This window comes from Pseudoduganella sp. jia 12, from assembly GCF_055502675.1.
The window spans coordinates 204766-229063 of sequence record NZ_JBUXKP010000010.1; the positions used below are offsets into that span (position 1 = coordinate 204766).

The window sequence follows — 24298 nt, forward strand, 5'->3', positions numbered from 1 at the left end:
GCGCGTTCGTCGTGTGCTGCACATGAATGTGCATGGGGAGGGTCATGTGACAGGTTCCGTTCTCGATGGCTTCGAGTGGACATCCTATCAAGTATTGACCTCGCTATAACTCAATTCCGCGCGGCAAGAGTCAAGCTTTTCGACTCATCAGTTCGTAACTTATGGTCACAACGCGGGGCGCAGCGCCGCTGCTATGGGAGGACGCTAACCAGCGGTTACGATGATGTAGGAGGGGTCTGACAGTATACGTGGTTACGAGCTGACACCGCGAAAGCAGGTTTTCGCAATGCCAGCCCGTGGCAGGCCGAGCCCGTTGCGGTACGGGCCGGTGCACGGGCCGGTTTCCTACGCGCCCAGCCAGGTGTATTTGAAGAGGAAGACGAGGGCGATGACCCAGACGACGGCCTTGACTTCCCGCACGCGGCCGGTCAGCAGCTTCAGTGCCGCATAGGTGATGAACCCGAATGCGATGCCGTGGGCGATCGAATAGGTGAAGGGGATCAGCAGTGCGGTGACGGCGGCGGGAATGCTTTCCGTGCTTTCGTTCCATTCCACGTCCGCCAGGTCGCGCAGCATCAGGCAGGAAACGAACAGCAGCGCCGGCGCGGTGGCATAGGCGGGCACCACGCTGGCCAGCGGCGAGATGAACAGGGCGGCCAGGAACAGCAGGGCTACCACCACGGCCGTCAGGCCCGTGCGGCCACCGGCCTGCACACCGGCAGCGCTCTCCACGTAGGCCGTGGTGCTCGAGGTGCCCATGACGGAGCCGACGACGATCGCGGTACTGTCCGCCATCAGCGCGCGGTTCAGGCGTTGCATCTTGCCTTCCACGAGCAGGCCGGCACGGGCGGCCACGCCCATCAGCGTGCCTGTCGCGTCGAACAGTTCGACGAGGAAGAACACCAGCACCACGTTCAGGATGCCGGTGCCGAAGGCGCCGGCGATATCGAGCTGCCCGAACGTCGGCGCCAGCGAGGGCGGCGCCGAAAAGATGCCGTGGAAGGTATTGCCGCCGAAGAAGAACGACATTACGGTCACGACGACGATGCCGATGAGGATCGCTCCCTTGACGCGCAGACGGTCCAGCGCCACGATCAGCAGGAAGCCCACGATGGCCATCAGGGCCGGTGCCTTGTGCAGGTCGCCCACCGTGACCATCGTTGCCGCGTTCGCGGTCACGATGCCGGCGCTCTTCAGCGCGATCAGGCCGAGGAACAGTCCCAGGCCCACGGTGATGGCCGTGCGCAGCGAAGCGGGAATGCCCTTGACGATCATTTCCCGCAAGCCAAAGATCGAAATGAACAGGAACAGGCAGCCGGAAATGAACACGGCGCCCAGCGCCGTCTGCCATGGAACGCCCATGCCGAGCACGACGGCATAAGCAAAGTAGGCGTTCAGGCCCATGCCCGGCGCCATGCCGATCGGGTAGTTGGCATACAGGCCCATGATGAGCGTGCCGAGCGCGGCCGCCAGGCAGGTGGCGACGAACACGGCCTCCTTCGGCACCCCGGCGTCGCCCAGGATCGCCGGATTGACGAAGATGATGTAGGCCATCGTCAGGAAGGTCGTGACGCCGGCGACCACCTCGGTCCGGACATCCGTTCCCGCGTCCTTCAGTTTGAACAGTTTTTCAGCAATCGACACGTCGCGCTCTCCCCAGTATTGTGCTCATTGTTGTGCCCAGTCGTACCTGTTGGGGCGAAGCATACCACCCGCTCCCGGCAGCGAAGTCATTTGCACACCAATATAGCAATAAGTGTTGCATAATTATAATAGTAACGTTTTCCTGTGACACATCGCCTGGCGCCGGGCCGCGCGCCGAACGCGAATGCGAGCTCATCGAACAGCACGCTGCCGCTGGGCAGGCGCATCGTGACGTGGCGCAGGTGAATGGGAATGTCGCCGGTGCGGCAGGGAATGGGGAAGAGGCGACAGGCGCCATGGAGCGCTTGCCGGGCGCGTGGATGGCCGCGCCGCAACGGCGCGGCATCCGGCGGTGCGAAAGCTCGGAAGGTCGTTTGGCCGCGTACGCCTGTGTACGCCACGGCCCGCCGGCGAACCGGCAGGCAGCGGCGCATTCAGTGCAGTTTCACGCGCTGTCAGTCCAGGCCGAGGGCGCGGGCGATGTCGTCCCAGGCCACCAGCTTGAAGTTCTGCGGCCCGTCCGGCATGCGCTTGTAGCCATCCTGCACCACCAGCATGCCGCGCGCGTACGGGCCACCCAGGTTCGCGGAGGTCACTTCCAGGCCATCCGTTTCCGAAGCGCCGTCGATGCCGGCTTCCACGTTGACGCCGATCCGGAACGCGCCGCGTACCGTGAACGGCGGCGCGGCATCGAGCACCACGTAGCTGTCGTTGCCCTGGCTGGACACGACCACATAGCTGCGCGCGGCGCCGCGGTACACGCCGACGCCTTCGACATCGGCCCGCAGCAGGCCGCCGACCGGCAGCACCATCGACAGTCGCGGCTCCTGGTCCGCACCGGCGCCCGTCACCCACAGGCCGCGCCGCTCCTCGCCGACGAACAGCAGGCCGCTCGCCTCGTCGACCACGCAGCCTTCCGGCTGGGTTTCGGTGCGGAAGCGCCGCACGACCCGCGCGGTGAACGCGCCACCGGCACGGTCGATCCGGTAGTGCAGGTAGCGGCCATCCTTGTCGTTGACGAAGGCGTCGAGGCCGCCGCCGGCCGGGCGCGCCACGCAGGCGCCGTAGATCTCGTCCAGTTCCGTCGGCAGCCGTGCCGCCTCGGCGACCGTGCCGTCCGGCCCGATGGTGAACAGCACCATCAGGTTGTCGTCGCGCTGGGTGGCCAGTGCCAGGTCGAAGCGTTCGGCACCGAAGGCCACGTCCTGGCGCACGTCCACATTGTTCAGCCGCCCGGACTCGATCAGCTGGCGCTGCCGGCCCTGCAGGTCGTAGACGAGCAGGCCCTGCTTCTTGTTGGTGCCCAGCACGCGCGAAGCGGCCGGGTCGACGGGGTGCCGCCAGATCGCCGGGTCGTCGGCGGCGTCGCCGGCCCGCGCCACCGGCTCCGTCTGCGCGCGGGGGACGACAATGGGCAGCGGCGCGGCGGGCGCGGCAGCCTTCATGGCGACGTCCACGGTGCGCCAGACCTTGCCGCTCTGCGCCAGTAGCCGTCCGGCGCCATCCCGGGCGAGATGGCCGATGCCCTTGCCGGCCACCGCGACGGGTTTCCATGCGGCGCCGTCGCGGCGCCATGCGTGCAGCGTGCCCTTGCCATCGGTGGCGGCGACACCGCCAGGCACCACGGCCAGCGCTTGCGCGCCCCCGGCCAGCTTGCCGAACGGCGGCGCCAGGTCAACCGCCTGCCGCGCCGGCGCACCTTCGGCGTCGGCGCGGTAGGCCCATACGCCGGATCCTTCCTCGGCCACGTACAGCGTGCCGGTGGCATCGTCGACGCGGCAGTGCTGCACCTGCGGCGGCAGGGCCAGGCGGCGCACGCGCCGCGGCGCTTCGCCATCGAGCAGCCATTGCTCCGCCTGGCCATCCTTGCCGACCAGGAAAGCGTAGGTGAGCCGCTGGGCGTCGCGGTACAGGCAGGCGGCTTCGATGCCGTAGCCCGTTTCCGGCAGCGGGGGCAGGGCCGACAGCAGGCCGGCGCGGCCGTCGATGCGCAGCGGGATGGCCCGTTCCGCATTGGCATCGATGACGATGGCCAGTGCCGCGCCATCGGCTTGCGTACGGATGTCGAGCTGGCGCCCGCGCACGGCCAGGCTCGCCCGCCCGGTTCCCGCCGCATCGACGAGGCGCACCGCAGTCTTTTCCAGGACCAGCCAGCCGCCGGGCAGCGGCGCCAGGTCGCGCGCGTCCGCCGCGGCAGACGCCGGGAACGGCGCGGCGGGGGCGGCGTGGGCAATGTCGGCGGCGAAGACCGTGGCCAGCAACGACATCATGACAAAGTTTTTCATCAGAACAGGCTCGCTTTCAGGCCGATCTTGTAGGTGCGGCCATATTGTTCATACTGGACGTTGCGTGACTTGACGCCCTGGTATACATAGTATTTTTCGTTGTTCAGGTTGCTCGCTTCGAACGACAGCTGCCAGCGGCGGTCGATCTGCCATGACAGCGAAAAGTCCAGCTGGGTCTGGCTGTCCACGATGCGGTCGGCGCCGGCATCGAGCACGTTCTCGCCCAGTTCCAGCAGGTAGGGCGACTTGTGGTTGACGGCCAGGCGCGTGCTGAGCGGCCCGTGTTCGTAGCCGATCATCGCGTTGGCCACGCGGCTCGACTGGCCGGGCAGGCGGATCGAGCGGCCGACGCGCGTTCCCGCATCCTCGTCGAAGCTGTCGATCGCCGCACGCGAGTGCGTCAGCGATCCATTGATGCCCACCAGCAGGCCGTCGAACAGCGCCGGCAGCATGCGCAGCGGCTGCTGCCAAGCCAGTTCGATGCCTTTCACCGTCGCGCTGTCGCCGTTGGCGTACGACGTGGCCGTGGTGTAGCCTGCCCAGCGGCCGCTGCCGGCCAGGTTGGTCGCATATGTGAAGTTCTTGATGTCCTTGTGGAACACGTAGGCGGAAATCGTGCCGTCGTTGCCCAGCACCCGTTCGATGCCCAGGTCCAGGTTGTGCGACTTCAGCGGGGCCAGGTCCGGGTTGCCGATCGTGGCTTCCGTCGCGCTGTCCAGGCTGATGCCGGGCGCGAGCTGGCCGAAGTTGGCGCGCACCACGGAATTGCTCCACGCGGCACGCACGGCCGTCGTGCGATCCAGGTCGTAGCGCGCCTGCAGCGTCGGCAGCCAGTTCGTGTACGAGCGGCCGGCACGGCGCGAGGTGATGGACTCGCCATCGTCCTCCAGCATCTCGATCTGCCGGCCCGCCGCCTCGAAGCGCGTGTGCTCGGCGCGCACGCCGGCCAGCAGCGACCAGGCGCCGCGCGCCAGCGTGCCCTGCACGTAGGCGGCATCGATATCCTCGACCAGGGCGAAATCGTCCAGCGCCGACTCCGCCGCCAGTTGCGCACCGGCGCGCGGCAGGCCAGCCACGCGCGCGCGGATCGCGGCCGGGTCCAGCGCGGTGCCGATCGGCCCGAACGCGTAATCGAGCTGGTGCGTGCCGACAAAGGCGCTCATCGAGCGCGTACCGGCGCCCCAGTAGCTGGCGCTGGCGGCATTGCCGCTGTCATACGCCCATTGGTTCGTGTCGTTGTCCTTGTCGCGCCGGCTGGACTTGGCGCCGAACTTCACGGCGAAGCCATCGTCGAATTCGCGGGTGAGATCCAGCCGCAGGGCCCTGGCCCGGTCCCTTGCATAGCTTTGCTGCAGCGTGATCGCGTTCAGGCTGTACCTGGCAGGATCGAAGGCGGCGGCCGGCGCGACGAGGCGCGGCGCCATCGTATTGGTAAAGCCGATGCCGCCGAAGCTGCCGCGGAAGCGGGCGTCGTTGATCGATTCCGGCGCATCGTCGGTGGCGCGGCTCGCCGTTGCCTCGGCATGCACGCGCCAGTCGTCGAAGCGATGATCGGCACTGGCCGTGAGGGAGCGGATCTCCTGCGTGTACTTGCGCTGGCGCAGGCGGCGTTCCAGGCGTGCGTCGTCCGTTTCGCCTTCGGCCAGGTCGTCGTTCTCGACGTTGCCTACCGTGAGGCGGTCGCGCACCTCATCGTCCGAAAACCGGCTCACGAAGGCGCGCAGCGCATAGCTGGAGGCCGCGTCGGGGCGCCAGTCGACGTTCAGCGCGGCGGCACGGCGCTCGCGCACCGGCAGGTAGTCGCGCAGCTCGAAGCCTTCGAGCCGGTCGCCGCGCCATGCGCCGCCCGTTTCCACGTTATCGGAACCGAACTTGCGCTTTTCGCCGGACAGCCCGGCGGCCACGCCCAGCCTGCCCCCGGCGAAGCGCTGCGCCCACAGCAGGTTCGCATTCGGGCTGTTGCGGTGCGTGTTCGTGTCGTGGCTGGCGCCGGCGCCGGCCACGAGCAGGGCGCCCGGCAGGTCGAACGCGGACAGCGTTTTGACTTCCACGGTGCCGCCGAGGGAATTGGCATCCTGGTCGGGCGTCAGCGTTTTCGACACTTCCAGCCTGCGGATCAGTCCCGCGGGCAGCACGTCCAGGGCAACGGCGCGCGTGCCCGCTTCCGGCGACGGCACCAGCGCACCGTTGATGGTGACCGCGTTCAGGTCGGGCCCCAGGCCGCGCACGCTGACATAGCGGCCTTCGCCCTGGTCGCGCTGCACGGCCACGCCGGGCAGCCGGGCCAGCGCTTCGGCGGCATTCTTGTCGGGCAGGCCGCCGATGCCGTCGCTGGAGACGACGCTGACGATGTTGTCGGCCTTTTCCTGCGCGGCGATGGCGTTAGCGAGGCTGACGCGCTGGCCGGCGATGACGACGGTCGGGTCGCCGGCGGCGTGGACTCCCGTGACGGCCAGCAGGCCGAGGGCGGGGATGGCTAGGTGTCGCATGGTGATGGCATCGATCCGGTGGTTGAAGTTGCGGCGGATTCTAGGCATCCCATGTGACCGATCGGTGACAGGCGGCCCGCTTTCGGCCCGCTTTCGACACCATGACCGCAACCATGAGCTGAATTGACCCGGCCGCCGCCGCGGGCAGGGCCGGGCAGGCCGTGCCGCCGGCGCGAAAACACGGCCACCGGTGAGCCGATCGCACCCCGGGCGGGATTGCCACGGCGTGCCACGCCCTGACCCCGGATATCGGCAAGGCGTCATCACGTTGTCACAACGGCACGTTAAGGTGGCCGGTCATGAAGACGAACCAGCACCGCGCGATCCAGCGCCACTTCGCCACCGCCTGCCTTGCCGGCACGGCCATCGCCCTCCTGTATGCCACCGCCGGCACCGTCAAGCCGGTCGAGACATGGAAATGGTTCGACGTGGCGAGCGAGGGCGGTACGGCGCTCGTTGCCGCCGCATGGGGCCTGATCGTGCTGGGCAGCCGCCCCGACGGCCGCGTGACACGGCTGCTCGCCGCCGGCTTTGCCGCGATCATGCTCGGCTCGTGGGCCGACTGCATGGATGAATTCCTGGCCATCGACAAGGCAGCGCTGTGGGACAACGCGCTGGAAGCGCTCGTCCCGGTGGGCATGGTCGTCCTCACGGTCGGCATGGTGTACTGGCGCCAGGAACAGGCCAGCCTGACCGAGCACCTGAAGAAGCGCGAGCGGCTGTTCCGCGACCACCGCGCGTTCGACCGCGTGACACAGCTGGCCGATGCCGGCTACCTGCGTGCGCAGCTGGCGCGGGAACTGGAACGCAATCCTGGCGCCTGCGCGCTGGTGCTCCTCGACATCGACGGCTTCCACCGCATCAACCGCGAGCATGGCCAGGCCGAGGGCGACCGGGTGCTGCAGGCCGTCAGCCACATGCTGCTGCTGAACCTGCGCAACGACGACCTGCTGTGCCGCTATGCGGGCGACCGGTTCGCGGTACTGATGCCTGGCCTGTCCGACGCGGCGGCAGGCGACGCGGCCCGGCACCTGTGCCTGATGGTGGCGGCGATGCGGCACCATGCCGCTGGCGGAAGCGGAAGCGGCATCGGCAGCGGCGGCGCGTGCATCGCGCTGTCGCTGCGGCACAGCTGCGCGCAGGCTGGCGGCACGCGCGGCCGCACGCCGGACATGGTGCTCGCCGACCTGTGCCGGCAGGTGGACGCTTGACAGGTGGACGAGTGATCCAGTGGCGCGGCGCCGCCGAACCGTCGATCCCGGCATGCCTGCAACCGGCGCTGGTGCTGGAATATGCCCGTTCGCGCGATATCGGCGAGGCGGCGGTCCTGCGCGGCACGGGGCTGGATGCGCTGGCACCGGACGGGCTGGTATCGCCCGCCCAGTACCTGCAGCTGCTGTCGAACGCGCTGCGCGCGCTGGACAGCGCCGACACGAGCTTCATGCTGGGCCAGCAAATGCTGCCCGGCCACGACGGCGCACCCAGCAACGCGCTGGTGCAGGCCCCGACCTTGCGCGACGCGCTGGCGATCCTGTGCCGCTGGCATGCGCGGCTGACGCCCCTGTCGCGGCCGCGCCTGGAAACGTGGGACGGCATGGCGGCCCTGTACTGGGTCGACAGCCACGGCGCTCCCGGCCTTCGGCCGGCACTGGTGGAGATGCACATGACGGCCGTGGTCGCGCTGTGCCGCTGGCTGGGCGGCGAACGGCTGCCATGGCGCTTCTGCTTCAACCGCGCGGCGCCGCGCCATGTGGAGCAGCACCACGTGCACCTGGGCGGTGCGTTGCGCTTCGATTGCCAGTTCGATGCGATGCTGATCGAGGCCGCGTGGCTGGACCGGCCATGGCCACGGGGTAGCGCACTGGCCGCCGCGCTGGCGCTGCGCGCTGCCGAGGGCGAGACGGAACGGCCACCAGGCTTGCTGGCGGCGCTGTACGACTATCTGCTGGAGCGGGTGCGCACGGCACCGGTGCTGGAGCGCACGGCCGCGGACTTCGGCGTGAGCCCGGCCACGCTGAAACGGCAGCTCGCGCGGCACGGCACGCATTTCCAGGCGGAGCTCGACGGGGTGCGCACGCATGTCGCGCTGTGGATGTTCCATGCGCAGGGGGCGGATAACGATGCCGTGGCGAGATATCTCGGATTTCACGATGCCGCGAATTTCCGGCGCTCGTTCAAGCGGTGGACGGGGGTGACGCCGTGGCTGCTGCGGGCGGGGTTGGCGGGGTAGGGTGGTCGCACGCGGTGCGGCGGACGCCAAGGCAAACCGCAGAGGCAAACCGGTGTCAGACACCGGTGTTCAGCAGCGAACAGCTGCATCAGCGGGAAACCGGTGTCGGACACTATTTCCGGAAAAAGCGTCCGGAAATAGTGTCCGACACCATGCGATATCAGGCTACCAGAAGTGCCGCCTGCTCGGCGATCCGCTGCGCGCTGGCGGGATCGCTTTCCCGCAGCGCCTCGACGACCTCGTTGAGCGACGAGCCGCAGGCGAACACCATCACGTCGCCCGGCTGGCACAGCGACAGGCCGTGGCGCAGCGCTTCTTGGCCGTCCAGCCGGCTGTGGACGGCGCCTTCCGGCTTGCCGGCGGCATCCGCCCCGCGGCGCATCAGTCCCACGCAGTCGCCGGCAGGGCGGCCGCGGTTGTTCGATTCGTAGACGACGATCTCGTCGAAGCCGCGCGCGCACGTTTCCCCGACGGCTTCCAGGTCCTGGTCGCGGCGGTCGCCCGGCGCGGTGACCACGCCGACCACGCGCCCCTTGGACAGGCCCCGCGCCATGCCCGACAGCGCGGCATAGGCGGCGGGGTTGTGCGCATAATCGACGACGACGGTGACGCCATGCACGTCGAACACGTTGCTGCGCAGCGGATTGGTGCGCCCATCCGACACGAAGCTGGCCAGCCCGGAGGCGATCTGCTCGGGATCGAAGCCGGATGCCAGCAGCGCCGCCGCCGCGGCGAGCCCGTTGGCGATGTTGTAGCGGGCATGGCCGCCGAGCGTGGACGGCATGTCTTCCGCGCGCAGCAGCACCAGGTGGCGCGTGCCGTCCGCGATCACCAGTTCGCCGCCTTCCAGGTAGGCGCCGCGGCCGCCGTTGTGCAGGTGCTTCAGCAGCACGGGATTGTCCGGATCCAGTGCGAAGAACAGTATCTCGACCTTGTCGGCCAGCCGGGCCGCCATGCGCACGCAGTGGCGGTCTTCGGCATTGAGCACCACGCAGCGCGACGCGGCGCTGGCGACGACCCCCTTCACGCGCGCCAGCTCTTCCACCGTGTTCACGCCGTCCAGGCCCAGGTGGTCGGCGCTGATGTTCAGCACCACGGCCACGTCGCAGCGGTCGAATGCCAGGCCGCGCTTGAGGATGCCGCCGCGCGCCGTTTCCAGCACGGCGAAATCCACGGTGGGGTCGGTCAGCACGGTGCGCGCCGACCAGTAGCCGCTGCAGTCGCCGCTGACGATGCGGCGGCCGTCGATGTACACGCCCTCCGTCGTCGTCACGCCCGTGCGCAGGCCGGCCGCGCGCACGCAGTGCGCCGCCATCAGCGTGGTCGTGGTCTTGCCGTTCGTGCCGGTGATCGCAATGACGGGAATGCGGCCATTGTCGCCGCCGTACATCGCCTCGACGATCGCGTCGCCGGCATCGCGCGGCGTGCCGGCCGCCGGATACTGGTGCATGCGGATGCCCGGCGCCGCGTTCACTTCGATGATCGCGCCGTCCTGCTCGGCGAGCGGCCGGGCGATGTCGCGGCAGACCAGGTCGATGCCGGCCACGTCGAGCCCGATCTTGCGGGCGGCGCGCACGCAGGCGGCGCGCGTGTCGTCGGGCAGCAGGTCCGTTACGTCCTCGGCGGTGCCGCCGGTGGACAGGTTGGCATTGCCTCGCAGCAGGACGGGCACGCCCACGGGCGGCACGCTGTCGAAGCCGTAGCCCTGTTTTGCCAGCGCCTGCAGCGCATGCCCATCGAGCGGGATCTGCGTCAGGATATTGGCGTGACCCTTGCCGCGCGCCGGATTGCGGTTCTCGATGTCGACCAGCTCGCGCACCGTGCGGTGGCCGTCGCCGGTGACGCATGGCGGGCGCCGCAGCGAAGCGGCGGCGACCCTGTCGCCGGTGACGAGCACGCGGTAGTCATGGCCTTCGATGAAGCGTTCCACGATCACGCTGCGCGAGAACTTTCGCGCCGCCTCGAAGGCGGCCGCTACTTCGTCCGGCGTGTTGCACTGGGTCGTCACGCCCTTGCCCTGGTTGGCATCGAGCGGCTTCACGGTCACCGTGCCGCGCAGCTTGCGCGCCGCGCGCAACGCCTCCTCGGCGCTGGCCACGACCGTGCCGCCGGGCACCGGCACGCCGGCCTCCTTCAGCAACGCCTTCGTCAGCTGCTTGTCGCTGGCGATGCGGCAGGCGATGTTGCCGGCGTCGCCCGTCATCGTGGCCTGCAGCCGTTTCTGGCGGCTGCCCCAGCCCAGCTGGAACAGGTTGGCGGCTTCCGTGACGCGGAAATAGGGAATCCGCCGGCGCCGCGCCGCCTTCAGGATCGCTGCCGTGCTGGTGCCCACGGCATTGCGTTCGGCCGTGGCGCGCAGTGCCGCCAGCGGTGCTTCGAGCGGGAACGGCTGGCCCTTCGCCAGCGCACCCACGATCGCCAGCGCCAGGTCGAATGCCTCGAGCGCCACTTCTTCGACCTTGTAGGCGCACACGATGCGGTACACGCCGGGCTGGCCGCGCACCCGGCGGGTGCGGCCGAAGCCCGCCGGCGTGCCGGCCAGGCATTGCAGTTCCAGCGCCAGGTGTTCGATGATGTGTCCCATGTAGGTGCCGTCGCGCAGCCGCTCGGCGAAGCCGCCGTAGTGGCCGGGCGAGCAGCGGTGCGCCATCAGGCTGGGCATCATGGCCAGCAGCGCGTCGGTGAAGCCGGGTACGTCGCGCGAGGCGACGCCATGCAGGTCTTGCAGATCCAGCACTGTCAGCAGGCAAGGCCGTGCGGCATACAGGTTGGGGCCGCGCAGCACGCGCTGGTCCAGGATGTTCATGACAGGGGATTCCTCTTCGTGACAGTGCGGATGAAGTCGGTGAGCGCGGCCGGCGTGTCGCGCGTGGCGTCCGGCGGCAGCTGGTGCGGGTGGTTGATCTCCCCCGGCAGCGCGAAGCTGCTGCCGGGGGGCAGCAGGTGCAGGCGCACGTCGATCAGTTGCGGCGTGCCGCCGGTGGAGATGTCGGCCACGTTCGAGATCATCGTGCGGCCGTCGACGACCGTCACGCTGCCGGCGCCGATCACCTCGATGCCCACGCCGCGCTCGACCACCAGCGCCGTGTCCTCGTCGATGCCGATACCCAGCAGGTAGGGATTCTGCGCGACGATCGTGAGCAGCCGCGCCAGCCTGTGCCGCTCGCTGAAATGCTGGTCGATGACGACCCGCTGCACGAAACCAAGGCCCGCGCCCAGGCTCACGGAGCCTTTCTCCGGCAGCAGATCGGCCTTGCCGTCGGCCAGCATGTGGCCGCACATGGCTGACGCGCCGGCGCTGGTGCCGCCGATGCATGCGCCGGATTCCTTCAGCGCGCCGTGCATCGCCTCGTCCAGCAGCGTGCCGCCGATCATCGCGAGCAGGCGCTTCTGGTCGCCACCCGTCATCCAGATGCCGTCGCACTGGCGCACGCGGGCGGCCAGGTCGGGATCGTTGGCGGTGGCGCGGTCCGGCAGGTCGACGCGGATCACGTCGCGCACGCCGATCTCGCGGAACACGGTATCGTAGCGCCGCCACATCTCGTCGGGCACGCGGCTGGCGGCCGTGATGACGGCGATCGTGCCCTGCGTGCCGCCGCACAGCTGCACGAAGCGCGACAGGATTTCCTTGCTGTTTTCACGGTCTTCATGGCCGCCGACGATGACGAGGTGGCCATGCTGGCTGCGGTCGAAGTGTTCGCCCGTCTGCTTGCTGGTCTGTCCGCTCATGCACACTCCTGCGCGCAGGGCATTTCACGGTTGCTGTGCATGGCCGCCTCGCGCCGATCGACCGCGATGACGCCCACGTCGATTTCCTGGGGCAGCAGTTCGACGCCACGGCGCACCGCCTCGTCGACCGGCATGCCGCCGGCGATCCAGGCATAGACGGTGTGGGCCAGCAGGTGGCGCACGATGTGTTCGCCGATGCCGGTGACGGCCACCGCGCCATCGGCGCCGGCATAGAAGCCGCTGCCGATGATCGGCGTATCGCCGACACGGCCCAGCAGCGACGGCGCCGAGCCGCCGGTGGAGCTGGCGACGGCGAAGTTGCCGGCCGCATCGCGCACCACGGCGCCGACCGTGTCGCATGGCGTGAATTCGGGCGGGGTGTCGTAGTTCCAGTAATCCTTGAATGCGCGGTTCGCGACACCCGGCGTGGCCGGTTCCCCGCCGCCCAGCGTGGCCATCAGGCGTTCGTGCTTGGCGCGCTGGCGTTCGCTGATCGCGTGGTGGATCGCGAAGCCGGCCGTGCGTGCGAAGCGTTCGGCGCCTTCGCCGGCCAGCAGCCAGTGCGGCGTGCGCGTCACGGCCTGCGCCACCAGCACGGGGTTCTTCACGCGCTGGATGCACGCGACGGCGCCCAGCGCGCCCTGGGAATCCATCACGGACGCGTCCATCTCGATGGTGCTGCCATCGAGACACAGCACCGAGCCGCTGCCGGCGTTGTAGCGGCCGTCGTCTTCGAGGGCGACGACGGCGGCGACGGCGCCATCGAGTGCGCTGCCGCCGCCGGACAGGCGGTCGAGGCCCGCGCGGGCGGCAAACCGGCAGCCGTCATCCTGGTCGCGGCTGCCTCCTGCGCCGCCGTGCGTCACGACGGTCGCTTGCAAATCCTGGGTCATGTGGTCTTTCCGATCAAACGATCGATGCGGGATCGATACGGGGTCAGTGCAGGGGTTTCGATGCCTTGAGCCAGACGGCCGCGATGCGGTCCGCCTCGGCATAGGCGGGCGTGTCGAGTTCTTCGCCGAAGACGTCCGGATCGATTTCCTCGTAGTGCCAGTTCATGCCGGCCTGCGCCAGCAGCGGTTCGATGCGGCGCAGGAAGGGATCGTCGTTGTGGAGCATGACCACGCCGGTGTACAGCAGCAGGCTGCCGCCCGGCGCCAGCCGGCCCAGCGCCTGTTTCGTCAGCGCCAGCGACAGGCCCGCGCCGAGCTCGCCGCCGCCGTGCCGGTAGGCGCGCTCGGATTTGTCCAGCAGGTAGGGCGGATTCGAAACGATCAGGTCGAACTCGCCCGGCACGTCCTGCAGCAGGTTGCTATGGCGGACCGCGACGTTGTCAAGCCCGGCGAGTTGCGCGTTCACGCGGCACACGTGCATGGCGCGGGCGTTGATGTCCAGCGCCAGCACCTCGGCGCCGGGGAAGCGGCGTGCGACCGTCAGCGCGCCCGGGCCCCCGCCGGCGCCCACGTCGGCGGCGCGCCGGACCGGGCGGCCGGTGGCGGCGATCACGGCCAGTTCGCTGCGCAACGCGCGCGCGAAGCGGTAGGTGTCCGGCCCGAAGAACACGGCGTCGGGTTCGCTGGTCGGGTAGGCGGAATGGAAGTACAGCTCGCCGTCCAGCGTGGAGGCGCGCAGGGTCGAGCGCCAGCCGTCACGGTGCGGCTGGGCGACACCGGCGCGCAGCATCAGCGCCAGCAGTTCGGGGGACAGGGCCTCGGCGCGAAATGGCCGGCTCCAGCCGAAGATGTCGGCCAGGTCGCGTGCCCACACGTGGTCGCTGCGGCCCTTCACGCGGCTATGGGTGGCGGGCGTGACCGTGGTGAAGCGATAGCCGGCGGCGCGCAGCGCGCGGCCCAGCTCATGCAGCGCGGCCGCATCCGGCAATGGCTGCGCGCGCGCGCCGCATGGAGCCGTTTCCTGGCCTGGACGATCGGTGGCAGCCGTGGCTGTGGCCCCCGGGCCGGCCAGGCCCGCGGTGGCGGTGGCGTTCATCATCGTATCCCCTTGTCTGGTTGTGATCGTTGTAATCGTGTGACGCCGTCGCAGTGGTCGCGCTACCGTTTCCCGCGGATCCGGCAGCGCTCCATACTTGCCTTACCGCCGCCGGATCATGGTCGCCCCGTCATTGATACAGCCGGTTGAACACGCGTGTGGCCATCAACCCGGCGGAAACGTGGTGCTGGTTGGGGGCCATCAGGCCGATCAGCAGCGCCATGGCCTCGTCCTTGCTGGCGGTGGCGGCCAGCTGGGCTTCCAGCAGGCGCAGTTCGCAGCCGATGCTTTGCCACGCATGTTCGTCCGCAGGGAAGGCGTGACGGATCACGCCGCGCGGCGCATTGTTGCGGGCGGGCGCGGATTCGAGCGTATCGATGCTCCGACGCAATGCCCGGTAACTGGGCACGCGGGGGATCGCCGGATCCGTGCCGTCGCGCGGTGTGGCGATCCAGTCTTCCAGCAACTGCTGTTCATAGGGGCTGAATACACCGAACATCTCGGCGCGCTCGCCGTGGATCAGCTTCCAGAAGCGGCTGTTTTCGGCGGGCTCGCCGCGCCGGATCCAGCCTTGCTGCTCGAGCTTTTCGAGGAATTGCGGAATCTGCGCCGGGTCGGCGAGCCAGTCGTTGATGGTGCGGCCGGCAACGCGGCAGTAATCGGAGTGCATGTTCTTGCCGACGACGGCCTTGGCCGCCAGCATCGTGGCCGTTTCGCGTTCCAGGTCGAACGAGGCGATGGACTCGACGGTGCCGATCCCCAGGTCGTTCAGGCGGAAGCCGGCGGCGACGCGCCGCAGGAACGCGGCGCTGTCGCCGACACGCGGCACGAGGCGCTTGAGCGCTTCGAGTGCCGTATGGGCATGGCCCGTATCGGCGTTGTCGACGGTGACATGCAGCGTGAAATAATACGGGTCGATGCCCAGCTCGTTCAGTTCATACGACGTGATCAGCAGGTGCAGCGGCAATTGTTCGTAGCCGAGGTTGTAGCCGACCAGTTCGGGCAGGAAGTCGTCCGCACCGGCGGCCAGCGCCAGCTGGATCGCGCCCTGCACGAAATGCCGCTCGGGCAGGCCTTGCCAGTGTTCGCAACCATGCTGCTCGAGCAGCTTGCGGTAGATGGTGACATGGTTCTTGTCCGGCACGCCGTTACCCAGCTCTTCCAGGTAGATGCGGATGAGCGGCTGGTAATCCGGGTCTTGCCACCTGTCGAGCACGCCATACAGCCATGCGCCATCGACGAGCTTGGTCGGGGCGACGGCCTTGATGAAGTACAGGGCCTGCGAGCGGGTCTTGAAGAAGCGGCGCGGCGCGCCATTCTTGCGGGCTGCCAGGTAGGCACGGTACTCGGTGCCCACGGCATCGGTGTGGCGCGTGATCCACTCCGCCATTTCGTCGATGGTGGCCGGCAAGTCGCACGGCAGGCTTTCCGCTTCGTTCAGCCGCGCTTCGAGGTACGCGGCCGCGAGTGCGGGATTGGCATCGTCATACAGGGCATGGTAGACGGCCTTGGCATCGCTCGTATCGATGGCCGATTCTGGGCGTTGGGCGAGGGCGGTAATGGGCATTCTTGTCTCTTGATCCTGGCAGGCCGTGTTGGGGTTTCAGGGCTGCGCGTTGATTACGCGCATTGAATCTTGTTAATACCGTTGTCATCTGTATAACGAGTATGCTGTGCCATTGCCGGGCTGAGTAGCAGCAGGCATCCCGTGCCCGTGTAAGAGAGGGATTACAGCAGTCGGAATATTGATCAGCACACTGCTGCGAATAATGTACTTTCGGTCACACGTCCTCCTTGGCATCGGCGCCGGCCGCGTCTAGACTTTCGATCACATGGCACACATCTATCTGGCCTGGGAACTGGGCGGTGGTCTGGGACATGCGGGCCGGCTGAAAATGCTGGCCCGCGTGCTGCTGGCGCGCGGCCATCGCGTCAGCTTCGCGTTGCGCGACCTGGGCGGCACGCAGCCCGTACTGGCCGACTTGCCGGTGCCGCGCTACCAGGCGCCCGTATGGCTGCAGCGCGCGCAGGGTTTGCCGGCCAATCCCGCCAGCCTTGCCGAAATTTTGCTCGCCGAGGGTTACCTCGAGGTGCCGGGCCTGGCAGGCCTGGTGGCCGGCTGGCGCGCGCTGTTCGACGCCGCGGCGCCGGATCTCGTCGTGGCCGATCATGCGCCGACGGCGCTGCTCGCCGCGCGCACGCTGCACCTGCCAACAGGTTCGGTGGGCATCGGTTTCTCCAGCCCGCCGCCCGACCGTCCGCTGCCGTGCCTGCGCGATTGGGACGGCGTGGCGCCCCGGCGCCTCGCCCGCGCCGAAGCACATGTGCTGAACGTGGCCAATGCCGTGCTCGAGATGCACGGCGCACCGGCACTGCTGCACGCCGCACGCCTGCTGCTGGGCGACGCGCCACAGCTGTGCACGTGGCCGGAATTCGATCACTATGGCCGTGCGGCAACCGAGGCCGAATGGCTGGGGCCCGTCGACATGCCGTGGGGCACCGCGACACCCGTCTGGCCCCAGGGAAGCGGGCCGCGCGTGTTCGCCTACCTGCGGCACGAGCACGGGCATCACGCCGCCGTGCTCCAGGCACTCGTCGACGAGGGCTGCCGCGTGCTGTGCCACGTGCCCGAAGTGGCGGCGGGCCGCGCGGCTCCGCTCAGCTCGCCGCATATCGTGTATGCGGCCCAGCCGGTGGCATTGGAAGCGGCCCTGCACGGTGCCGCGCTGTGCGTGTGCCATGCGGGTGAAGGGACCGTGGGACAGGCGCTCGCCTGCGGCGTGCCCGTGCTGATGCTGCCGATGCAACTGAAGCAATTCCTGATGGCGCGGCGGGTGGAAAGCTGGGGTGGCGGCGTCAACGGTGCCCGGTTCGGGCCAGACGGCGACTTGCGCGCCCCCGTGCGGCTGATGCTGGACAGCGGCCAGTTCCGTGGTGCCGCCGCCGCGTTCGCGCACCGGCGCGGCGACCGTACCGCGCTGGAGCGGGCCGAGCGGGTGGTCGATGCGTTCGAGCGGCAGATGGCCTCCGTGAGGCGTTGACGCCGGCTGCAAGAACGTTGCCGGGAAAATGGAATAGCCGAGGGTGACACAGGGGTTTCGCGGAGCATGCTCCGCGGCTGCAGAACGATGTTGCCATGCAGGGCAACATCTTCGACGAGCATGGCGCCTTGTCGGCGTAGCGACGCTGGTCAGCAAGCCAGCATTCCTCGCGTCCCCATTTTCAGGGCAACTTTCCAACGATGCGGCTTGCTTGCTTTCCTGCTTACTTCGGCCGCGGCTGCCGCAGCCGCGCATCCGGCGGCACGAGTTTGCCGGCGCGGATCTGCCGCACCGCTTCGGCCACGGCGCGCGCGCAGTTGCGCACTTCCTCCTGCAGCGCTTCGTCGCGGTCCAGCGTTTCGTGGCTTTCCGCATAGGATTCGTAATAGCCGATGTAGCGATCCAGCACGCCCTGGCGGCCGGCGGCGATCAGGCCCATCCAGTCGAGCCAGTCGGCCAGGTTGCGGCGCTGGCTTTCCACGCCCGCCACGTCGCCATGGACGACCAGGCCGTAGGCGCGGCCGGCCAGGTGCTTCGGGTAATCCCAGCCTTGCAGTTCGATCTCCTTGGCCTGCGCCGCGTCCTTGCCGTGCGTGCGGGTGGGATCGGGATTGCCGCCATCGGCGCACACGAGCCGGTCGATCATCAGCTTCAGCGGCGATGGCGACTGGTACCAGTACGTGGGAGCCACGAGGATGACGCCGTGCGCCAGCACCCAGCGCTCGTAGATCTCGTTCATCCAGTCGTTCACCTGGTTCAGGCTGTGGTTCGGATAGCAGCTGCACGGCCAGTGGCACAGCGGCATGGCGGTCGACACGCATCCCTTGCATGGATGGATGTGATGGCTGTAGGTGGATGTGACGAGCGACAGGTCGAGCACGTCGGCCTCGATCCCTTCCGTCTCCAGCGCCGTGCGGGCCCATTCGACCATGCGGTACGTCTTGGACATCTCGCCGGGGCACGTGCCGTCGTTGCGCGAGGCGCCACAGACCACCAGCACGCGCGACGGCGTGGCCGGATCCTTCTGGCGGCGCTCGGCGGCCAGCAGTGCGTCGTGTGCCGCCTTCCACTCGACAGCCAGGTCGTAGCCGGGATCGGCAAAGCCGGGGCCGGCCTTCACGGTGATGGGCGCCTTGCGGCTGTCGCGGTAGTTGGTCCAGGCGACTTCCTCGAGCCTGGCGATGTCGTCGCGCAGCGGCTCGAAGCGCGGGTCCTGGAACGATTGCACGAACTTGCGATGGAATTGCTCGCGATCGAGCTTGTCGGGCGCCTGGCCCTTGCGTACCTGCGTCATGATCTCCTCCAATGGCTCCCTTCACTGTGGCACCGTGGAGCTTGCGAATCTGTACGCTGCCGTACCGTCCTGGACAGGCGAACAGCCAGCGTTTCGCCACCCGCCGACAGGGCGTCGCGGCTTTCGGCACGGGAGTTTCATGGGCGGCAGCGAGAGGCAGGGCCTTCATTGCAGGGTGATCTGCATCAAGGTACACTCGGCCGTAATACCGCCAGGAAAAGCCCATCCGTGTACTCGCCAACGCAGATCGATCCCGTCGTCAGCTTCCTCAATGCGCAGGGCGAAGCGGTGCGCGCCACCATCGTCAACGTGCAGCGCCGCTCGCTCGTCATGGAAGTCTACAATCCGTGGTCCATCGTCCAGGTCAGCGAGGTGCTGAGCGAGCTGACGGTAAGGATGGGCGCGCGCGAGGCGTATGTGGGCAAGGCCGTCGTCATCAGCATGGTCAACACGGGCCTGACGGCGATCGTGTCGACCAGCCTGACGGACGAATGGCGCGAGCTGACCGAAGTGGTCCTGGCGCCCGGCGTCATCGGGCAGAAGGCGCAGGCGTTCGTGAACGGGTGGAGCGAGCGTTTCCGCATCCGGCGCGACTACCAGATCGTCGTCAACGAAACCCGGGCGTTCCTGGCCGATGCGTCGCGCTGGCTGGAACAGCTGGACCTGGCCGACGCCGAGCCCGGAGGCCAGGCAACGGCGCGGCTGCCGGCCGAGTATTTCCTCGAACTGGCGCTGCCGCTGATGGCCAGGATGAAGACGTGCTTCGACCAGTTCAATCACGAGGCTTCGCTGGTCGACGAGGAGGAGGCACCGGCGCACCGCGCCTTCGCGCAGACCGCGCTGCACCCGCTGATCCTGCGCGCACCGTTCGTGTTCCGCACCTACACCAAGCCGCTGGGCTACGCGGGCGACTACCAGATGGTCAACCAGATCCTCGGCGATCCGCGCCAGGGGCCGAGCACCTACTTCCAGGTCGTCAACGCCGCCTTCCTGCAGACCGCCGTGGCCGCGGCGCACCGGCACCGCATCGACATCCTCGTGCAATTCCTGATGGGGCTGGCGCAGCAGGCGCGCGCCGCCGGCCGTTCGTTCCGTGTGCTGAACGTGGGCTGCGGGCCGGCCGAGGAAGTGGCCCGCTTCCTGCAGCAATGCGACCAGCCGGAGCTGCTGTCGTTCGAGCTGGTGGACTTTTCGGGCGAAACGCTGGACTGGACCCGCCAGCGCCTGGAAGCCGTGCAGCGCGCCACGGGCCGCCGCACGGCGGTCGGCTTCGTGCAGGATTCCGTGCACCAGCTGCTCAAGCGACGCGAAACGGAGGGTGCGGGCCGTGGCGAATTCGATGCCGTGTACTGTGCGGGCCTGTTCGACTACCTGTCCGGCAAGGTGTGCGCGCGGCTGACCCATTATTTCGCCACGCGCGCGCGTGCGGGCGGCAGCCTGCTCGTCACCAACGTGCACAGTGCGAATCCGGAGCGGTTCAGCATGGAGCACATTCTGGAGTGGTACCTGATCTACCGCGACGAGGCGGGGATGCGGGCGCTCCTGCCGGCGCGCCGCGGCGAAACCCGCGTGTACACGGATCCCACCGGGGTGAACGTGTTCGCCGACATGACGGTCGAGCCGTGATGGGCGCCGCCACGCCGGTGCGCGACGGCTATGCCAGGGAGCTGTCGGGATTCCACCTGATGCAGAGCCGGGCCTGCGCCGTGACGGTCATCGTGCTCGTGCTGCTGGGCTTCGTGCTCGATCTCGCCGTGTACCCGGAACACATGGCGCGCTTCGCCATGGTTCGCCTCATGACCAGCATCGCCGTGCTGGCCGGGCTCGGGGTGCTGTACACCCCGCTCGGCAAGCGGCACGTGCACGCGGTGACGTTTGCCTGGCTGACGTTCCCGCAACTGATGATCGCGTGGATGATCCATGTGACACAGGGCGAGGCTTCGCTGTTCTATGCGGGCATCATCCTGACCCTGTTCGCGGTCGGCACGCTGTTCCCGGTCGGCTACATGTATACGCTGGCCTACGGCTTGCTGACGCTGACGGCGTACTGGGTTGCCTGCGTGACGCGGCCGGGCGGCGTGACCGACCATCCGCAGTTCCTGTTCCACTCCACCATCGTGCTTTTCGCGGTGGCGGCCAGCACCGTCTACACGTTCTACAACGAGCGCGGCCGGCGGCAGCTGTTCGAACTGAAGGACGAGCTGGCGCAAAAGAATGACGAGCTGGAACGCACGAACCGCAGCCTGGCCGAGATCAAGGGGCAGATGCTGCAGCAGGAAAAAATGGCCGCGCTCGGCACGCTGTCCGCCGGCCTGCTGCACGAGGTGAACAACCCGGTCAATTTCTGCATGATGGCGATCGAGGTGGCGCTGGAGGAACCGGCCGCGAAAGGCAGCCCGATGCTGCTCGAATGCCTGGAGGATGCCCGGCAGGGCATGCAGCGCGTGCAATACATCGTGTCCGACCTGAAGACGTTCGCCTACCGCAGCGAGCATGTGGACGGCAGCGCGTTCCTGCTCGACCGGGCGCTCGATGCGGCCGTGCGGCTGGTCGGCCATGAAACCAAAGGCATCGCGATCCGGCGCGACATTGCCGGCGAAACGCTGGTGCGCGGCGACGAGGCGGCCATCGTGGGCGTGCTGATCAACCTGCTCAGCAATGCCGCGCTGGCGCTGCGCAAGAGCGCCACGCCCGCGCCGGAAATCCTGATCGCCACCCGCGAGGAAGGCGAACGGCTGTTTGTCGCCGTCTGCGATAACGGACCGGGCATTGCGCCGGAAAACCTGCGCCGCGTGTTCGAGCCGTTCTTCACCACGCGCGAAGTGGGGCAGGGCCTGGGGCTCGGGCTGTCGATCTGCTACGGGGTGATCGAGCGGCATGGCGGCCACTTGACGGCGGAAAGCAAGCCGGGCGAGTGGACCCGATTTTCATTCGACCTGCCGCGGGCGGGCGAGGAGCATTGATGGCACAGAGCGCAGAGAACGTGACGCCCACCGTGCTGTACGTGGACGATGAAGACCTGGCCCGCAAGTATTTCGGCCGCGCGTTCGGCAACGAGTATCGCGTCCTTACCGCGTCCGGGGTGGACGCGGCGCTCGAGCTGCTCGGCGGCCACGACGTGGATGTGCTGGTAACCGACTACCGGATGCCGGGCAAGCCCGGCGGCGAGCTGCTGCGCGAGGTGGAGCGGGGCTGGCCGGGCCTGGTGCGCATCCTCGTCACGGCTTACGCGGACAAGGAGGTGCTGCTGGAAACGGTCAACGGCGGCGATGTGTTCCGCGTGCTGGAGAAACCGGTCCGGCAGGATGCCCTGCGCGACGTGCTGCGCCAGGCCTGCGGCGAAGCGGCGCGGCGCGCGTGCGACCGCGCCATGCGCGACCACGGGCTGATGGCCGTCGAGGAAACGGTCGCGTTCCTGTCCCGGGAGCTGGAGGCGCCGCTCGTTTCCATCGCCGGTTTCGCCCGCACGCTGGCGCAGTACGCCAGGGATGCGAATGCTGACGGCACCGACCAATCAGAGCACGATGAGGCGTATCCGCCTGCAGGCGGGCACCGCCACCCCGGCGACGGGCAGTGCTCGCCGAACCCCCTGGCCTTGTCCCTGAACGCACGGATCGGCAACGCGGCGGCCCACATGAGCGACAATGTGCGGTATTGCCGGTCGGTGCTCGACTCGTTCGTCGAGACCGTCAAGCGGGCGTCGCCGGCGCCCGCGGCCCGCGTGGCCGGCGCAGGCGCCGGGCGCATGGTGGCGGCGCTGCTGGCTTCCTATCCGATGGGCGATGACGAGCGGGCGGCGATCTCGGTCGATGTGCAGTGCGATTTCTCGATTCGCGCGTCGCCCAACTGCGTGGCGCTGGTATTGTCGTCCCTGCTTGCCAATGCGTTGCAGGCGCTGCGCGGCCAGCCGGCACCGCGGCTGCGGGTGACAGTGGGGCCGGCAGGGCGCCCGGCGATCGCCGTCGAGGACAACGGTCCCGGCATCCCGCCTGCGATCCTGCACCGCCTGCTGCTCGACCCCGTGCCCATGCAGGGCGGCGAAGGCAGCGGCTGGGGCCTGATCTTCTGCAACCGCGTGATGCAGTCGTTCGGCGGGCACCTGCGCGTGCACTCGAAAGCGGGGCTGCCGGGCGATCCGTCCGGCCAGCGGGGAACGACCGCCACGATGAATTTTCCAGAAACACAAAAGGAACAAGCATGACCGACGCTGCCAAACCATTGCCAGCCATCCTCTACGTCGACGACGAACCGACGGCCCTGAAATATTTCCAGCGTGCGCTTGCCACGCAAGCCACCGTGCTGACGGCGGAATCGGTCGAGGAAGGCAAGCGCGTGCTGGACCGGCATGCCGACACCATTTCCGTGCTGGTGTCCGACCAGCGGATGCCCGGCGCGTACGGCAACGAGCTGCTGTTCTACGCATGGGATCGCTATCCGCACATCGTGCGCATCCTGACCACCGCCTACTCGGAAATCGGGCACACGGTGGAAGCGGTCAACCAGGGGCAGATCTACCGCTATATCCAGAAGCCATGGGACATCGCCGCGCTGCGCATGGAAATGAAGCAGGCGGTCGAGCTGGCCCGGCTGCGCCGGGAGCATGCGCAGCTGCTGCGGGAAAAGCTGCTCATCCGGCAAAAGCAGGCCGTCGCCAACCGCATCGGCACGCTGTATGCGCTGTGCGCCGGCGTGACCGGTACCGCGGGTACCGTGCCGATCGATGCCTATCTGTCGGCGGCGCTGTGCGCCGGGCTCACGCCGCCGGAGCCGGACTGGCTGCTGATGGACTATTCGGATTTGATCGGCTCCGAAGCGTTTCGCAGCGCCGCCTTCGGACGGATCGTGCGGGAGAAGCTCGATGCGCTGGCCGGCGGCGGCGCGATGCCGGGCGACGTGTTCGGGCTGCTGGCCGAAGCGTTCGGCGATGGCTTCGACCGCACGGCCGAAGGCGGCACCATCGTGCACACGGCGCGGCTGACCGAATTCCTCGAAACGCCGACCGCCAGCGCAGTGTCGGACCTGCACGCGTTCTGGCTGGCGGTGCTGCTGTGGCTGGGCCGGGAAGGCCGGACGCTGCAACTGTCCGGCGGGCCGGAAGGCGTGCATGCGAGGCTGGTGCCGGCCGGGACCGGCCCCACGCCGGCGCAACTGGCTGGCTGGATCGAACAGTTCTGATCCGTCCGGCGTTCGTGCGCCGGGGCTGCCGCGCTTTCGCTACGATGATCCGAAACATCGACCATGGAGGACCATCATGCCACGAGGTGCCAGCCCAAAACGGGAACGCGAATACGAAAAGCTCGAGAAGCAGTTCGAGAAGGAAGGCCGCTACAAGGGGCGCGAAGAGGAAGTGGCGGCGCGCATCGTCAACAAGCAGCGCAAGCAGTTCGGCGAAACGCAGGGCGCGAAAGCGAAGGACAGCGCCGGCGCGTCGCCCGACCGCAGCGTGCCGATCGCCAATTACGAGCACCTGACCGTGCCGCAGGTTAAGGGCGCGCTGGCCGAACTGACGGCCGCGCAGCGCCGCAAGGTGCGCAGCTACGAGGTGAAGCACAAGAACCGCAAGGGGGTGCTGGAGGCGCTGGACCGGCTGCATTGAG

The 24298-nt window shown here is 68.4% G+C and carries 17 protein-coding genes; 8 read left to right on the plus strand and 9 right to left on the minus strand.

All coding sequences use genetic code 11. The features are described 5' to 3' along the window. Window positions 1-345 precede the first annotated feature (345 nt). The 3 genes from ACY65G_RS21990 to ACY65G_RS22000 form a co-directional block, all read right to left on the minus strand. Window positions 346-1638 carry an NCS2 family permease gene (locus ACY65G_RS21990; RefSeq protein WP_464999536.1) on the minus strand — a complete coding sequence of 431 codons (1293 nt, stop codon included), beginning with the start codon at window positions 1636-1638 and terminating at the stop codon, window positions 346-348. Between the two features lie 461 nt (window positions 1639-2099). Beyond that, a complete protein-coding gene (locus ACY65G_RS21995) occupies window positions 2100-3929 on the minus strand; it encodes a phytase (RefSeq protein ID WP_464999427.1) in 1830 nt (609 codons plus the stop codon). After that, window positions 3929-6466 (minus strand): TonB-dependent receptor, encoded by a 2538-nt coding sequence (locus ACY65G_RS22000; protein ID WP_464999428.1) that lies wholly within the window; start codon window positions 6464-6466, stop codon window positions 3929-3931. Before ACY65G_RS22000 ends, ACY65G_RS21995 begins: the two co-directional genes overlap by 1 nt. Window positions 6467-6717: 251 nt before the next feature. Here ACY65G_RS22000 and ACY65G_RS22005 point away from each other — a divergent pair, with 251 nt between their 5' ends. Both ACY65G_RS22005 and ACY65G_RS22010 read left to right on the plus strand, forming a co-directional pair. After that, window positions 6718-7629: a GGDEF domain-containing protein gene (locus tag ACY65G_RS22005; protein ID WP_464999429.1), complete on the plus strand. Its 912-nt coding sequence runs from the start codon at window positions 6718-6720 to the stop codon at window positions 7627-7629. Beyond that, window positions 7626-8648: an AraC family transcriptional regulator gene (locus ACY65G_RS22010; RefSeq protein ID WP_464999430.1), complete on the plus strand. Its 1023-nt coding sequence runs from the start codon at window positions 7626-7628 to the stop codon at window positions 8646-8648. Before ACY65G_RS22005 ends, ACY65G_RS22010 begins: the two co-directional genes overlap by 4 nt. 160 nt (window positions 8649-8808) lie before the next feature. Here ACY65G_RS22010 and cphA read toward each other — a convergent pair whose 3' ends face one another. The 5 genes from cphA to ACY65G_RS22035 all read right to left on the minus strand — a co-directional run bounded on the left by cphA (window position 8809) and on the right by ACY65G_RS22035 (window position 15933). Continuing rightward, window positions 8809-11454 (minus strand): cyanophycin synthetase, encoded by a 2646-nt coding sequence (gene cphA, locus ACY65G_RS22015; RefSeq protein ID WP_464999431.1) that lies wholly within the window; start codon window positions 11452-11454, stop codon window positions 8809-8811. Beyond that, complete coding sequence (locus ACY65G_RS22020) at window positions 11451-12377, minus strand: cyanophycinase (protein WP_464999432.1); 927 nt, start codon at window positions 12375-12377, stop codon at window positions 11451-11453. The genes cphA and ACY65G_RS22020 overlap by 4 nt, the downstream gene beginning before the upstream one ends. After that, window positions 12374-13270 (minus strand): isoaspartyl peptidase/L-asparaginase, encoded by an 897-nt coding sequence (locus tag ACY65G_RS22025; RefSeq protein ID WP_464999433.1) that lies wholly within the window; start codon window positions 13268-13270, stop codon window positions 12374-12376. The genes ACY65G_RS22020 and ACY65G_RS22025 overlap by 4 nt, the downstream gene beginning before the upstream one ends. 43 nt (window positions 13271-13313) lie before the next feature. Beyond that, window positions 13314-14369 (minus strand): methyltransferase, encoded by a 1056-nt coding sequence (locus tag ACY65G_RS22030; protein WP_464999434.1) that lies wholly within the window; start codon window positions 14367-14369, stop codon window positions 13314-13316. Between the two features lie 127 nt (window positions 14370-14496). Beyond that, window positions 14497-15933 (minus strand): iron-containing redox enzyme family protein, encoded by a 1437-nt coding sequence (locus ACY65G_RS22035; protein WP_464999435.1) that lies wholly within the window; start codon window positions 15931-15933, stop codon window positions 14497-14499. A gap of 265 nt (window positions 15934-16198) precedes the next feature. On the opposite strand from ACY65G_RS22035, the gene ACY65G_RS22040 reads away from it, so the two are divergent. Beyond that, a complete protein-coding gene (locus ACY65G_RS22040) occupies window positions 16199-17407 on the plus strand; it encodes a glycosyltransferase (RefSeq protein ID WP_464999436.1) in 1209 nt (402 codons plus the stop codon). 223 nt (window positions 17408-17630) lie between these two features. On the opposite strand, the gene ACY65G_RS22045 is transcribed toward ACY65G_RS22040, so the two are convergent. Next, the gene (locus ACY65G_RS22045) at window positions 17631-18701 is read right to left on the minus strand and encodes a flavodoxin family protein (protein ID WP_464999437.1); all 1071 of its coding nucleotides are present in this window, start codon (window positions 18699-18701) and stop codon (window positions 17631-17633) included. A gap of 228 nt (window positions 18702-18929) precedes the next feature. Between ACY65G_RS22045 and ACY65G_RS22050 the strand changes: the two genes are divergently transcribed. From ACY65G_RS22050 to ACY65G_RS22070, 5 genes are all read left to right on the plus strand, one after another. After that, window positions 18930-20327: an SAM-dependent methyltransferase gene (locus ACY65G_RS22050; RefSeq protein ID WP_464999438.1), complete on the plus strand. Its 1398-nt coding sequence runs from the start codon at window positions 18930-18932 to the stop codon at window positions 20325-20327. After that, window positions 20327-21664, plus strand: coding sequence for a sensor histidine kinase (locus ACY65G_RS22055; protein ID WP_464999439.1), 1338 nt, complete (start codon window positions 20327-20329; stop codon window positions 21662-21664). Before ACY65G_RS22050 ends, ACY65G_RS22055 begins: the two co-directional genes overlap by 1 nt. After that, on the plus strand, window positions 21664-22902 hold the full coding sequence (locus ACY65G_RS22060; RefSeq protein WP_464999440.1) for a response regulator: 1239 nt from the start codon (window positions 21664-21666) through the stop codon (window positions 22900-22902). Before ACY65G_RS22055 ends, ACY65G_RS22060 begins: the two co-directional genes overlap by 1 nt. Continuing rightward, window positions 22899-23876: a response regulator gene (locus ACY65G_RS22065; RefSeq protein WP_464999441.1), complete on the plus strand. Its 978-nt coding sequence runs from the start codon at window positions 22899-22901 to the stop codon at window positions 23874-23876. Before ACY65G_RS22060 ends, ACY65G_RS22065 begins: the two co-directional genes overlap by 4 nt. Before the next feature lie 76 nt (window positions 23877-23952). Next, on the plus strand, window positions 23953-24297 hold the full coding sequence (locus tag ACY65G_RS22070) for a hypothetical protein (protein WP_464999442.1): 345 nt from the start codon (window positions 23953-23955) through the stop codon (window positions 24295-24297). Window position 24298: the final 1 nt, after the last annotated feature.

Excerpts from the sequence above, each read along its gene's own strand:
- ACY65G_RS22030 (WP_464999434.1), bottom strand. The coding sequence starts at position 14,369 with ATGATGAACGCCACCGCCACCGCGGGCCTGGCCGGCCCGGGGGCCACA.
- ACY65G_RS22070 (WP_464999442.1), top strand. The coding sequence starts at position 23,953 with ATGCCACGAGGTGCCAGCCCAAAACGGGAACGCGAATACGAAAAGCTC.
- ACY65G_RS22040 (WP_464999436.1), top strand. The coding sequence starts at position 16,199 with ATGGCACACATCTATCTGGCCTGGGAACTGGGCGGTGGTCTGGGACAT.
- ACY65G_RS22055 (WP_464999439.1), top strand. The coding sequence starts at position 20,327 with ATGGGCGCCGCCACGCCGGTGCGCGACGGCTATGCCAGGGAGCTGTCG.
- ACY65G_RS22035 (WP_464999435.1), bottom strand. The coding sequence starts at position 15,933 with ATGCCCATTACCGCCCTCGCCCAACGCCCAGAATCGGCCATCGATACG.
- ACY65G_RS21995 (WP_464999427.1), bottom strand. The coding sequence starts at position 3,929 with ATGAAAAACTTTGTCATGATGTCGTTGCTGGCCACGGTCTTCGCCGCC.
- ACY65G_RS22045 (WP_464999437.1), bottom strand. The coding sequence starts at position 18,701 with ATGACGCAGGTACGCAAGGGCCAGGCGCCCGACAAGCTCGATCGCGAG.
- ACY65G_RS22060 (WP_464999440.1), top strand. The coding sequence starts at position 21,664 with ATGGCACAGAGCGCAGAGAACGTGACGCCCACCGTGCTGTACGTGGAC.
- ACY65G_RS22025 (WP_464999433.1), bottom strand. The coding sequence starts at position 13,270 with ATGACCCAGGATTTGCAAGCGACCGTCGTGACGCACGGCGGCGCAGGA.
- ACY65G_RS22020 (WP_464999432.1), bottom strand. The coding sequence starts at position 12,377 with ATGAGCGGACAGACCAGCAAGCAGACGGGCGAACACTTCGACCGCAGC.
- cphA (WP_464999431.1), bottom strand. The coding sequence starts at position 11,454 with ATGAACATCCTGGACCAGCGCGTGCTGCGCGGCCCCAACCTGTATGCC.
- ACY65G_RS22005 (WP_464999429.1), top strand. The coding sequence starts at position 6,718 with ATGAAGACGAACCAGCACCGCGCGATCCAGCGCCACTTCGCCACCGCC.
- ACY65G_RS22065 (WP_464999441.1), top strand. The coding sequence starts at position 22,899 with ATGACCGACGCTGCCAAACCATTGCCAGCCATCCTCTACGTCGACGAC.
- ACY65G_RS22000 (WP_464999428.1), bottom strand. The coding sequence starts at position 6,466 with ATGCCTAGAATCCGCCGCAACTTCAACCACCGGATCGATGCCATCACC.